The 11,722-nt window shown below is 56.4% G+C and carries 13 protein-coding genes; 7 read left to right on the top strand and 6 right to left on the bottom strand.

Features of this window, described 5'->3' with window-relative positions:
• Window positions 1–5: 5 nt before the first annotated feature.
• From IE102_RS00625 to IE102_RS00615, 3 genes are read right to left on the bottom strand one after another with little or no spacing between them, the layout of a single operon-like run.
• Window positions 6–371 (bottom strand): response regulator, encoded by a 366-nt coding sequence (locus tag IE102_RS00625; RefSeq protein WP_189484449.1) that lies wholly within the window; start codon window positions 369–371, stop codon window positions 6–8.
• Between the two features lie 28 nt (window positions 372–399).
• Window positions 400–843: a chemotaxis protein CheW gene (locus IE102_RS00620; RefSeq protein WP_189484448.1), complete on the bottom strand. Its 444-nt coding sequence runs from the start codon at window positions 841–843 to the stop codon at window positions 400–402.
• Window positions 840–3,215: a chemotaxis protein CheA gene (locus IE102_RS00615; protein ID WP_189484447.1), complete on the bottom strand. Its 2,376-nt coding sequence runs from the start codon at window positions 3,213–3,215 to the stop codon at window positions 840–842. The genes IE102_RS00620 and IE102_RS00615 overlap by 4 nt, the downstream gene beginning before the upstream one ends.
• Window positions 3,216–3,379: 164 nt before the next feature.
• Here IE102_RS00615 and IE102_RS00610 point away from each other — a divergent pair, with 164 nt between their 5' ends.
• A complete protein-coding gene (locus IE102_RS00610) occupies window positions 3,380–4,189 on the top strand; it encodes a hypothetical protein (protein ID WP_189484446.1) in 810 nt (269 codons plus the stop codon).
• Window positions 4,190–4,347: 158 nt separating this feature from the next.
• Here IE102_RS00610 and chpT read toward each other — a convergent pair whose 3' ends face one another.
• Window positions 4,348–5,046, bottom strand: coding sequence for a histidine phosphotransferase ChpT (gene chpT, locus IE102_RS00605; RefSeq protein WP_189484445.1), 699 nt, complete (start codon window positions 5,044–5,046; stop codon window positions 4,348–4,350).
• Between the two features lie 223 nt (window positions 5,047–5,269).
• Here chpT and cysK point away from each other — a divergent pair, with 223 nt between their 5' ends.
• From cysK to IE102_RS00575, 6 genes are all read left to right on the top strand, one after another.
• A complete protein-coding gene (gene cysK / locus IE102_RS00600) occupies window positions 5,270–6,235 on the top strand; it encodes a cysteine synthase A (protein ID WP_189484444.1) in 966 nt (321 codons plus the stop codon).
• Between the two features lie 170 nt (window positions 6,236–6,405).
• Window positions 6,406–7,644 (top strand): DUF2336 domain-containing protein, encoded by a 1,239-nt coding sequence (locus IE102_RS00595; protein WP_189484443.1) that lies wholly within the window; start codon window positions 6,406–6,408, stop codon window positions 7,642–7,644.
• A gap of 181 nt (window positions 7,645–7,825) precedes the next feature.
• Complete coding sequence (locus IE102_RS00590) at window positions 7,826–8,254, top strand: Ros/MucR family transcriptional regulator (protein ID WP_189484442.1); 429 nt, start codon at window positions 7,826–7,828, stop codon at window positions 8,252–8,254.
• A 260-nt stretch (window positions 8,255–8,514) separates the two neighbouring features.
• Entirely contained in the window at window positions 8,515–9,033 is a 519-nt protein-coding gene (mopJ, locus tag IE102_RS00585; protein WP_189485949.1) for a motility/cell cycle regulatory protein MopJ, read from the top strand.
• Window positions 9,034–9,284: 251 nt separating this feature from the next.
• Entirely contained in the window at window positions 9,285–9,716 is a 432-nt protein-coding gene (locus IE102_RS00580) for a helix-turn-helix domain-containing protein (RefSeq protein ID WP_229807502.1), read from the top strand.
• Between the two features lie 62 nt (window positions 9,717–9,778).
• Window positions 9,779–10,255: a DUF6456 domain-containing protein gene (locus IE102_RS00575; RefSeq protein ID WP_189484441.1), complete on the top strand. Its 477-nt coding sequence runs from the start codon at window positions 9,779–9,781 to the stop codon at window positions 10,253–10,255.
• An 82-nt stretch (window positions 10,256–10,337) separates the two neighbouring features.
• Here the strand turns inward: IE102_RS00575 and IE102_RS00570 are convergent, their stop codons facing one another.
• Together IE102_RS00570 and IE102_RS00565 are read right to left on the bottom strand one after the other, a co-directional pair.
• Window positions 10,338–10,748, bottom strand: coding sequence for a SufE family protein (locus tag IE102_RS00570; protein WP_189484440.1), 411 nt, complete (start codon window positions 10,746–10,748; stop codon window positions 10,338–10,340).
• Between the two features lie 39 nt (window positions 10,749–10,787).
• Complete coding sequence (locus tag IE102_RS00565; RefSeq protein ID WP_189484439.1) at window positions 10,788–11,576, bottom strand: sensor histidine kinase; 789 nt, start codon at window positions 11,574–11,576, stop codon at window positions 10,788–10,790.
• Window positions 11,577–11,722 lie beyond the last annotated feature (146 nt).

Below are 11,722 nucleotides of genomic sequence, written 5' to 3'. Positions count from 1 at the left end.
AACGCCTAGATCAGACCGACTTCCTGGAATTTGGCTTCGAGAATATCGCCGTCAAACGGCTTCATTATGTATTCGGAGGCCCCTTCGGTCAGGGCTTCGGTAATGTGGGACAGATCGTTTTCGGTGGTGCAAAAGACCACGATCGGCTCTTTGCCACCCTGTTCCTTACGCAGGTGCTTAAGGAAGGTGATCCCGTCCATGACCGGCATGTTCCAGTCGAGCAGGACCGCGTTCGGCATGGCGGTCTTACAGGCATCGAGCGCTTCCTGACCGTCGGCGGCCTCAAGCACTTCAAACTGAAGGTTCTCCAGAATACGTCTGGCGACTTTACGGATGACGCGGCTGTCATCAACAACAAGGCAGGTTTTCATTCTAAAAAGCCCCTAAAATTACGCTTGCTTAAGCGGCCTTGAGATGCCCGGCATCCAAAAGCGTGTGTGGGTCTAACACTATCAGAAGTTCCTTTTCCAATTGATAAACGCCGACAATTATTTCTGCCCAGCGCGGCGGTAAATTGCCGGGGGCGGCGTGGAACTTTTCATCATCCAGTTTCAGGACTTCATCAACGGAATCGATCACGAGGCCGTAACTATCGCCATGCACTTCGAGACCAATGGCTAGAGGCTCAGGCGCGCCCTCTTCGCGTGGGCCAAGACCCAGACGACGGCGCGCACACACGGCGGTAACGATCCGGCCGCGCAGGTTCAAAACCCCGGCGATTTCAGAGCGTGACAACGGCACAGGCGTTAAGCCGCGAGGATGGAATACGTCGTGGACACGGGCGGCGTCGACGCCGAACAACTGACCACCGACACGCAGGGTTACATAATCACGGATGCTCATGCGGCGACCTTTCCGGCTTCGGAGTCAGTTTGTGGGGCTTTGCGGGCATGTTCGGCCAGACCGCGGAATTGGTAGTAATCGACATCAAGGATTTCACAGGCGCGACCGGCGACGACGGCAGTACCGCGAACACCCGCCCGATCCGGCGACAGTTCGATGGACAGAGAATCTTCGACCACATCAACGATCTCATCGACCGCCAGCGCCATGGCATAGCCTTCGCCGGTAAAGACCAGCAACGGCTGAATGCCTTCGTTCATTAAGCCAGAGCCTTCGCTGACGTTCAGGATTGGCATCAGTTTGCCGCGATATTGCAGGGCGGCGCGGCCGTCCATGCGCTCGATCTTTTCGACTTCGATGTGCTCAAGACGCGTGATGTGCGCCAGTTCGACCGCCTTGGGCGCGCCGTAACCGGCTTTGAACAGCAGCATGGCCACTTTTTCATTCTCCGCCGAGGCGACCACGATCTCGCCGTCTTCGGCTGATTTCTCGTCGATGATGTTGCCGGCATATTCCGACAGGGCGTTCGGGTCGAGGATCAGCACGACGGAACCGTCACCAAGGATAGTGGCGCCCGAAAAGGCCTGAACCGAGCGCAGGATACCGGCCAGCGGCTTGACCACGATTTCTTCGGTATCCAGAACATCGTTGACGACGAGGCCATAGCGGCGTTCACCGACCTGAATGACCATGACAAAGGTTGGGTCCTCAGATTGGGCCGCTTCAAGTTGCATGGTTGGGCCTAATTGTACCAGCGGCAGCAGCTTATCGCGCAGGCGCAGGACCAGCGCGTCGTTGATCTTCTCAATCTTGTGCTCGGCATTGGCGCCAGTGCGAACCAGTTCCATGACCGAGGTTTGCGGCACGGCGAACTTCTGACCACCGGCACCGACGATCAGGGCCGAAACGATGGCCAGGGTCAGCGGGATCTTGATGGTAAAGGTCGTGCCTTGGCCCATGATCGAGACGAGGTCGATCTGGCCGCCGATTTGCTCAATATTGGTGCGCACCACGTCCATGCCGACGCCGCGGCCCGACAGGTTGGTGACCTTGGCGGCGGTCGAGAAGCCGGGCGCGAAGATGAAGCGGTGGATCTGCTGATCCGACATGGCTTCGACTTCGTTGCGCGGGGCCAGCGCCTTTTCGATGATTTTTTCGCGGATGCGGGCGGTGTTGAGGCCGCGACCGTTATCGGCAATACGGATGACGATATAGCCGCCTTCGTGGAAGGCCGACAGCTTGACCGTACCGTTGGCGGGCTTGCCCAGTTCGATACGCTCAGCCGTCGGTTCCAAACCGTGGTCAGCCGAGTTGCGGACCATGTGAGTCAGCGGGTCGCGGATAAGTTCCAGAACCTGACGGTCAAGTTCGGTACCTTCACCGTCCATGACCAGATCAATCTTCTTACCCAGTTCGTGGCTTAAGTCGCGCACCAGACGCGGCAGCTTTTTCCAGGCTGCACCAATCGGCTGCATGCGCGTTTTCATCACGCTGTCCTGCAACTCACCGGTCAGGGTCGAGAGACGCTGTAATGGGGTGGCAAAGGCAGAATCTTCACGGGTGCGCGAAATTTGCAGCAACTGGTTGCGGGTCAGAACCATTTCCGACACCAACGTCATCAGCCCTTCCAGCACATCGACCGACACGCGGATCGACTGGGTGGTGGCGATGGCATTGTCTTCGCCCATTACAGGTGCTGGGGCATCCGAAGCGGTGGGGGCGGCCTTGGCGGCCACAGGTGCTGCGGCAACCGGAGCCGGGGCAACTTCGGAGACGCTCAGCTCAGGCTCAACCTCGGCGACGGCTTCGTTCATCCAGTCGGGGGCTTCGGCAGCCGCAAAGGCGGCTTCGAGTTCGGCTTCGGACACTTCGCCGGGACGTAAGTTGCGCTCAGGTTCTTTTTGGACCACTTCGGGGGCCAGGATTGGATCAGGCTCAGAGCCAATCGGGCGGTCCGGCACTTCGACGGCCTGCACGGCGGAAATATCAACGGCCTGACCTTCGGCCATGGCCTCCAGTTGGGCGATCAGGTCGTGGTCGTCGCCGTCCGGTTCATTGCCGGTCGATTCCAGACCCGACAGGATGAACTTGATGCGATCGATCGAATGCAGCACCAGGGTCACGGCATCGGAGGTGACCTCCAGCTTGCCATCGCGGAAGCGACCCAGCAGGGTCTCACCGGCGTGGGCGACCGCTTCGAGGCGCCCAAGGCCCAAGAACCCACAGGTGCCTTTGACCGTGTGCACAAGGCGGAAAATATTATCGAGCGTCTTGCGCTCATTAGGGTTGGCTTCGAACTTGACCAGTTCACTATCGACCACCTCAAGGCTTTCGGCGGTCTCGGTCAGGAATTCGGCAATCAAATCGTCCACAGCATACCCCGTCAGGTTACTTACTAAGCCTTAGCGGTCTGATTTTCAGACACACTCAGGGCCCCTGCGAAAACTTATAGCTGTGGTTTGGTTAAGAGACCGTTGGCAAAAGATTAATGAGAAATAAATCCAGAGATTTAAAGGGTTGCGGATGATGCGGTAGGATGGTGTGCTACATCAGCTTAAACGTCGAGCAGCAAAAACAGGAGGCGCCTGTGTTTTTAGTGAGGGTTATGGCTGTGATGGCTTTGAGTACGTTTACTCAAGGGGCATGGGCGCAGGGTGAATTATACTTCAATCCCGGCAGGTCGCTAATTTGGGACTTTAAAGCTGAGAAGCAAAAGGAAGAAGAAAAGGAAAAAGCTAAGGCATTGGAGGCCGAGCGGGCTAACGAAACGCCATATATCCCAATACGTCAGATTTTCAGTTATCTCGCTCAGAATTTAAGCATGAAGATGACAGCGGAGGATTTTGACCAGGGTGCCTTGCAAGGGCTTGCGAAGAGAACTGATTCTGAACGCACAGATGGTGTCGTTACTTATAATTACAGGCACGGTGACAAGCGTGTCTTTGGGCGCGCTATTTTTAGCAAATCCATGTCGGGTAAAAAAACCGATACCATAATGAGAGTGTTTAGTTCTTTCGAAGACAGAAAAAATGACTGCCTGAAGTTCGGGGAAGCTAAACAAGTGCTTATATCTCAGGGGTGGAGGCGCGATGTAGCGAATAACTACGTAAATGAGATTTCAGATTCATATCAAAAGAGTGACGTGAAACTTTCGATTAAAAATCATGAAGACCTGATGGGGTCTGTGATTCACTCGTTTGACGGGCATTTGGATGCCGGTGCTATGGTGGCATATAATCTCGAACTTAATCGCGCTCGCGAAGCAATTGCTGTGGATTCAGATCAGTTTAAGGCGTTGTGTGTTGAGGCTATCTGGGTGGATTACGTTATGGATGAGGTAAATTGAGGCATCATCTCCGCTGCCTTATACCTATCATACTCCCCCGGCGTGCCGGGGGACCGGGCCGCCGGAGCGGGTGGCACGGCGCATTAGCGCCGTGACGGAGGGGGGCAAACCGCCGTGCGTAAAAAACACCGCCCTGACTAACCAAAGCGGTGAATATTTTACATCTTAACAATGATCTCAAGCCGGTCTTCTTCGGCGGTGAAGGTGAGGGTGCCGCCTGCTTCCGTAACCACGCTGTGGAGCCAGAAGGGCTGAATCCACTGCCCCGACAGGCCGTCACCGAGCGGATCACCGCTTAGGCCCTCGACCGCTTCGGGTTTCAGGCGGGCCTTTTTGCCGGTGGACAGGGCAGTAAAGGTGATGGCGTCGCCGTCTTTTGCCATATCGATTGTGGCCGTCCCACCCAAGGGCAAGGCCCCTCCGGCAATATAGACCAGGTTGACCAGCGCCCGCGCCACTGGCTTTTCGAGCACGATCTCATCGTCGATATTCAAATCCAGGGTGGCGCGCATGGTCGAGAACATATCATCCAAAATCTTGCGCAGTTGCTTGATAGAAAAATCCTCAGCCGTGGTCGCGGCCCCAAAGGCCACGCGCGCGAAATAGACGATCGACACCAGCTTTTTCGACGAGGCCTTGATCAGGTTAATGGCATCTTCCTTCATGTCCTGCGCGGACGGGTCCTCAAGCAGGTCAAGGCCGGACACAATCGCACCTGTAGGCGATATAAAATCGTGACACAGCTTGGCGATCAATTGGGTCGCCAGTTCGTGAGGGTTCGGCAGCGCCTTGAGCGGCGTGGTCTCGGCCCCGTCGGTGTCAAGTGTGTTGGCTACGGTGGCTTCAGGGAAGGTCATGCCCATATCCTCAGTTTAGATTCTTTGACGCCATATGTGAGGTGATTTGCCTTATCAGCAAACATTTTAAGCGATATGGTGGTCAAAATTCAGTTTGGCTTGTCGCGGTTATGGCACGCGCTCCCCCGGTTACAGGCCTGTTTCACCCCGATTTGCATTTACCCGTTTGGGTTTGTGCGCTAACACAGCGCAACCTAAATAAAGACCACCGGAGGTTCATCCCATGTCCGAATCCACACTGTCGCGTTCTGGGCGCGGTAAGATTTTTGAGTCCATTCTTGATACCATGGGCGATACGCCGCTGGTGCGCCTGCCGCGGCTGTCGAAGGAATATGGCTCTAAGGCCGATGTGCTGGCCAAGCTTGAGTTCTTTAACCCGCTGTCGTCAGTCAAAGACCGTATCGGCATTTCGATGATCGAGGCGCTGGAGGCTTCGGGTAAGCTGACACCGGGGGCGACCATCGTTGAACCGACATCGGGCAACACCGGTATTGCGCTGGCGTTTGTCGCCGCCGCCAAGGGTTACAAACTGATCCTGTGCATGCCGGAATCCATGTCGCTGGAGCGCCGTAAGATGCTGGCCCTGCTGGGGGCGCAGCTTGAGCTGACCCCGGCCGAAAAAGGCATGCGCGGTGCGATTGCCAAGGCGCTGGAAATCATTGAGGCCACGCCGGGTTCGGTCATGCCGCAGCAGTTTGAAAACGACGCCAATCCCTATATTCACCGCATTTCCACGGCTCAGGAAATCTGGAATGACACAAACGGCGCGGTCGATGTGGTCATCTCCGGCGTCGGCACTGGTGGTTCGATCACCGGCATCGGTCAGGCCCTGAAAGAGAAAAAAGCCTCCGTTAAGATGATCGCAGTTGAACCCGAAGCCTCGCCCATCCTGTCGGGTGGTGAGCCTGGGCCGCACAAGATTCAGGGCATCGGCGCCGGTTTTGTGCCGGGTATTCTGGATCGCAGCGTGATCGATGGCGTGGAAACCGTCTCGAATGACGCTGCTTTTGCCATGGCACGTAAGGCTGCGGCCACCGAAGGCCTGCCGGTCGGTATTTCGTCGGGGGCAGCACTTGAGGTCGCCTTCCGTCTGGCGGCAAAGGATGAATATGCGGGTAAGACGATCGTGGCGATTATTCCAAGCTTTGCAGAAAGGTATCTATCCACCGCCCTCTTCGACGGCCTGTAAATCGCGGTCTTTGGGTGATTAGTGCGTCGGCTGCGCTGGCAGGTACTTAGGTGTACCTGCGGCGCTTACCTCCTGCTACTCACCGCAAATCTCACGATTTACGGGTTGGTGCGCTGTAGTGAGTTGGGCTGCATAACAAAAGATTAACGCCTGACGGGGCATGATGGCGCATGTCTGAGTCTCAGTCCCGTTTCATCGAAGATCTGGATGCGCAATCGACAGGCGTGCCCGTGCGGGTGAGCCTGTCGCGCCAGACCCTGCTTAAGCGGCTGGCAGATGTGGTGTGTCTGCCCGAAAGTCGCATCAATGCCTTTGAGCGGGCGGTGACGGCGGATTTGCTGGTGGAAATGCTCAGTGAGGCGGGTGTCGAAGACCGCGCCCGCGTCGCCAAACGTCTGTCGCATCTGACCGAAGTGCCGAACTCGCTGGTGCGCCGCCTGATCATTGATGAGGTGCGCGTCGCCCGCGCCCTGATCGAAGAGTGCGAGACTCTGAACGACTCCGATCTGAGCTACTGCGCCCGCAATGGTGGCCATGAGCACCGGATGTTGCTGGCAGCGCGCAAAAATCTGGCACCCATCCTAACCGAAATCCTGATCGAACAGCAGGACGTGCGGGTTATCGAAGTCATTCTGAAAAACACCCGCGCCAGCTTGTCACAGATGGCGGTTGAGGCGGTGGTGGTCCTAAGTCAGTCACAGCCGCAACTGATCCCGCTGATTATCAAGCGTCCGGAAATCCGGCCCAGTTCGGCCTATGTCATGTTCTGGTGGGCGGATGCGGAGGTGCGCCGCGTGATCCTGAGCCGTTTTGCGGTCAACCGCGAAGTGATGCAGGATGCGGCCTCCGATGTGTTTGCCATGGCCGCTGACGAAGGCTGGCAGGACGCATTATCGCGCAAGGCGCTTCAGTTCATTGAGCGGCGTCAGCGTAACCGGGCGGCTCTGGCGCGCAGTCCGTTCGACAGTCTGGATGCGGCTATCGATGAGGCGGCCCGCAAGGGCATGACCCGTCATCTGGCCGAAGAGATATCTTACCTTGCGGGGATTAAGCCTTCGACCGGTGCCAAGATGCTGCGCGATCGGGGCGGAGAGCCTCTGGCGGTGCTGTGCAAGGCGACTGGTCTGCCCAAGGCGTCATTACGCGGTCTGTGGCAGGCCTTGCGCCGCCCGTCCCAGATGGCGGATGGTTCAGTCCATCCGGAGCTTGAGCATGTGCTGATTACGTTTGATGTGCTGGCGACTGACCGGGCGCAGACCGTATTGCGTTACTGGAACTGGTCTTTGTCTTCGGCCTTAAGCGCCACTCTGATCCGTACCCTGAGTAAAGGCGAAGAGGTTGATCTGGACGGCTTAACCGTGCCGGAACGTGCGGCAATGCTGGCCTTTGCTCAGGATCTGAAAGCCTGACGGTGATGATTTTTACGCAGGATGACCTTGCGTCAACTTACGGTTTTTGTAAGTAATGCATTCCCATATTCACCACGATGTGAATATTTTTTCTGTTGAAGACTTGAATAATCAAAAGTCATGGCTTAGTTAAAGCGCGAACTAAAGTTGATATTTCAGGCGAATTCACGGGATTTGTGTAATGGACAACAAGACAGACACCATTGATATGACGGCGGACATTGTTTCGGCCTATGTTGGTAATAATTCTGTGCCGGCCAGTGAGTTGCCGTCCCTGATCCAGAATGTATATGCCGCCCTCAACAGCATAACTACCGGCGAAGAAACCAAGATCGAAGCGCCGAAAGAGCCTGCGGTATCGGTAAAGAAGTCGATTTCTTCTGATCATATTGTCTGTCTTGAGGACGGTCGCAAGTTCAAGTCGCTCAAGCGTCACCTGCGCACCAAGTACAATATGTCGCCTGAAGAATATCGCGCCAAGTGGGGCTTGCCGAAGGACTATCCGATGGTCGCGCCAAACTATGCCAAGGCCCGTTCGGATCTGGCCAAAAAGATGGGCCTGGGCCAGGGTGGCCGTCAGGTTGCACGCAAAACCCGCGTCGTAAAGTAAAGCTCGTCTCAATATCTTCCTATCGATAATTAATGCTAAAGGCGCCATAACTGAGATTAAGGCGCCTTTTTTGTGTCTTTTTACCAACAGAGAGGTCGCGTTAACCCTTTTTTGCTTGCCAAAGAATCACCCCTTAAGAGAAGGTAAATTTAGGTGATTCGTTTTGATCGTGCGCGGAATACTGGTGATTCGTGCGATTCGGGGCAGGTTGACGGACGGTGGGTGTCGTCCGTGCATAAGGGGTAGTGGCGCGTTTTGTTATGGCGGGTATAGCGGCTGAAATGGCATCGGCTTTACGCGGCCACGAAGACATCTTCCGTTACTGGAAGGGCCTTCGTAAGCCCGGACGACTGCCCGCACGGGCCGATATAGATCCGTGTGCCTTGCGCAAACTCCTGCCGACCATCAGCCTGATTGATGTTTCTGACAGCTATCCGGCGGATGACCGTCATATTCTCCCGCCGGAAGCCTTTCGTCAGCGACTGGCCGGAACGGAATTATTCAGCGCCTACGGCACTGAAATCACCGGCAAGACCTTCGATGAGATATATACAATTAATGAGGCCATGTACTGGGCCGAAGAATTGTCGCTGGTCGCCACCACCCGTAAGCCTAATGTGGGCTTACACTCCATGGCCTGGCGCGGGGCACGGGGCCTGAGCCTGTTCTGGCTGCGTCTGCCGCTGGCCAGCGATGGGGTTAAGGTTGATATGATTCTGGGCCATGATGCCATGATCGGGCGTCTTGAAGCCCCTACCAGCGGGATTCGCGCGGCCTGACTCACGGCGATCATGGGCCTTATGGGCGGGCCATCCGCAGTCGTGCAATAGGATTTTTCGCCTATTTTTAATTTATCAAAAATTGTTTTTCCATAATTTTGAATCGTTTGGCAATCTATGCGCGAATAAAATTTAGGCATTTAAGCCTATTTTTTATTTTATATAGGAAAGTTATCCTCTAATCTTTGGGCGTGTCTATGCTGTGGTTTGTACCGCGGCTCGGGGCCGCCTTAATAAAAGATGGTGTGATAATGACAATTGGGATTTTCAGTGCCGCCCGTGCGGCCAGGGCGGCGGTCGCGGTGCGGAGCGAAGGGGCAGCGCCGTCTGTGGAGCGCCTGACCGGGCAGGATATGCAGGCGCTGAAGGATCGCGCCAAGGCCTTGTTTATCATCGATGTGGTATCGCATGCCACGGGCATACCGGCGGCTGAGATTTTATCGTCATCGCGTAATCATGCCGGTGCGGCGCGGGCGCGGCAGGTGGCCATGTATCTGGCCTATATCACCTATCAGTGGCCGCTGGCGCGGATTGGGGCGGCATTCAAACGCGATCGCACGACGGCGGGTCATGCGTGCCGCCTGATCGAGGATTTGCGTGATGATCGCCGCTTTGACCTTGAGTTGGATAAGCTGGAAGCGTGCCTGAAAAACGCGCCGGAACCTTTGGCCATAGTGTGCTGAGGGCCTAAAAATTAACCTCTTTGGCCTATGATAAAGCACAGATTTTAAGACGAGCGGGTGTCATGTTTAAACTGTTGCAGTCGATCGGGCAGCGCCGTGACGCCCAGCCGCTTTCGTCCGAACCCGCGCCATCGGAAATCCTGGCCCTAAGGCCTTTGTCGGCCCTTGCGCGGTTGAAAAGCGCCGAAGGCGGGCCTCTGCTACAGATGCGGCATAAGGCAGCGTTTGAGCAACTAGCCCGCGATTTCCGGGCCGGATTTGTCACCGCTCCGGCAGGGACGGACTGGCGAGCCTTTGGCGCGGACGGTAATCCGGCGCGCTTAAGGGTCGATGAGCCGATGTTCCGCCTTAAGGCGCGGGCGGCCTATGAAGGGGCGATCTGCCATCTGGGCCATCAGTCGGGGGATATGATCCGCCGTCTGATGCAAGAGGGCCTGACCCTGCCGGTTCTGGAGCGCGATTACAGCCTGCCGCGTGGTCAGGGTAAGGTCTCCGTCCGCGACGCGCTGGAGCGGCTGGCCGTTTATTACGGGATATAATTCATTAAGTCCCTCGCCGGGCGGTGGCTACGCCACCTTGGCCGCCGCCTCAATGGCGGCTTGAGCGGAAAAATCATTCCGCTCAAGCCGTGGCGTGTTTCAGGCGCTCGACCATCGACATCAGCCCATTGGTGCGCTGGGACGACAAAGCTTCATTCAGGCCAAGTTTATTCAGCGTATCGCGGATCGAAAAACCTTGAATCGCTTCATGCGACAGACCGTTCAGCAAACGCGACAACAGCGCAATCAGGCCCTTGACGATAAAGGCGTCGGAATCGCCGCGAAAACGCAGGATACCATCCGGCGCATCATCGATGACCAGCCAGACCTGACTGGCGCAGCCGCGCACCTTATTGGTCTCGGTTTTTTCGGACAGAGTCAGAGGGGCCATGTCCTTGCCCAGATCGATGATATATTTATAGCGCTCTTCCCAGTCGTCGAAGAGTTCAAACTCATCATTGAGATCATCGAGGCGCGCAGTAAATTCAGACATATTCAGGGGAACCTATACACTTTCCCCGGATGTGACCCTTCAGGGCTGTGATTTCAAGCGCAAAATGGCCTTAAGCCCCAGACCGGGCGACGTCGTGACCTTAAAATCGCCGCCCATCGCCTGACAGTACAGCTTTACGATCGCCCAACCGAGACCTGCGCCGGGCTGGCTGCGGCCAGGGGCCTTGGGGCCGATTTCAAACGGCCGCATCAGCCGGTCAATCTCTTCCACTGTGGGGGCCCCCCCGACATTGAACACCCAAATGTCGATATCCTCACCCACCGCCTTGGCCGAGACCTCGATCAGCGAGCCTTCGGGGGCGTGGTTGAGGGCGTTATCGATCAGGTGATCAAGGCATATGCCGACCGCGCGGGCGTCGAAATGGCCGCTTAAGTCCTCATCCTTGAGGCGCAGACTAAAACGGACATTGCGCGCTTCGGCCCGTCCGGCGTGGCCGAGCAGGGCGTCTTCCAGACACGGCAGAACCGGCTGGCGGGCGCAGACCAGATCGGCATTGCCGCCTTGCAGGCGCACGATTTCCAGCACATCATCAAACAGCCCCAGCAGCCTGCGGCCGCTGTCGTGAATGATCCCGGCATATTCATGGTACTGCGGCGAGCCCAGCGGGCCGAAATGTTCGTGACGCAGGACTTCGGAAAAGCCGATGATCGAATTGAGCGGCGTCCTCAGTTCATGGCTGACCATGCGCAGAAACGCACGCCCGCCATCGGCCGGATCATCGCCGGATAACACGCGGTGACCGGGCTCTGCAGCGGGGGCATTGTCGGTAATTTCCGGTGCCTGAAGGTGTCGCAGGGATAAAGACATGAGGGCACCCTAACACAACATGCTTAAATGGGGTTTAAGCCCCGGCCAATTTTTGCGGGGGTAAGCGGTGGGTAAGTGCGGGCATGGATATATCGCCGCTTTCCCCCAATGAGTGAGAGTTTTGGCTGTATTCAACTTTGTTCGTT

The sequence above is a fragment of the Asticcacaulis endophyticus genome, assembly GCF_014652575.1.
Taxonomy (GTDB): Bacteria; Pseudomonadota; Alphaproteobacteria; order Caulobacterales; family Caulobacteraceae; genus Asticcacaulis; species Asticcacaulis endophyticus.
This window is presented reverse-complemented; position numbering and strand designations above follow the sequence as displayed.

Excerpts from the sequence above, each read along its gene's own strand:
- IE102_RS00625 (WP_189484449.1), bottom strand. The coding sequence starts at position 371 with ATGAAAACCTGCCTTGTTGTTGATGACAGCCGCGTCATCCGTAAAGTC.
- IE102_RS00620 (WP_189484448.1), bottom strand. The coding sequence starts at position 843 with ATGAGCATCCGTGATTATGTAACCCTGCGTGTCGGTGGTCAGTTGTTC.
- IE102_RS00610 (WP_189484446.1), top strand. The coding sequence starts at position 3,380 with ATGGTGTGCTACATCAGCTTAAACGTCGAGCAGCAAAAACAGGAGGCG.
- chpT (WP_189484445.1), bottom strand. The coding sequence starts at position 5,046 with ATGACCTTCCCTGAAGCCACCGTAGCCAACACACTTGACACCGACGGG.
- cysK (WP_189484444.1), top strand. The coding sequence starts at position 5,270 with ATGTCCGAATCCACACTGTCGCGTTCTGGGCGCGGTAAGATTTTTGAG.
- IE102_RS00595 (WP_189484443.1), top strand. The coding sequence starts at position 6,406 with ATGTCTGAGTCTCAGTCCCGTTTCATCGAAGATCTGGATGCGCAATCG.
- IE102_RS00590 (WP_189484442.1), top strand. The coding sequence starts at position 7,826 with ATGGACAACAAGACAGACACCATTGATATGACGGCGGACATTGTTTCG.
- mopJ (WP_189485949.1), top strand. The coding sequence starts at position 8,515 with ATGGCGGGTATAGCGGCTGAAATGGCATCGGCTTTACGCGGCCACGAA.
- IE102_RS00580 (WP_229807502.1), top strand. The coding sequence starts at position 9,285 with ATGACAATTGGGATTTTCAGTGCCGCCCGTGCGGCCAGGGCGGCGGTC.
- IE102_RS00575 (WP_189484441.1), top strand. The coding sequence starts at position 9,779 with ATGTTTAAACTGTTGCAGTCGATCGGGCAGCGCCGTGACGCCCAGCCG.
- IE102_RS00570 (WP_189484440.1), bottom strand. The coding sequence starts at position 10,748 with ATGTCTGAATTTACTGCGCGCCTCGATGATCTCAATGATGAGTTTGAA.
- IE102_RS00565 (WP_189484439.1), bottom strand. The coding sequence starts at position 11,576 with ATGTCTTTATCCCTGCGACACCTTCAGGCACCGGAAATTACCGACAAT.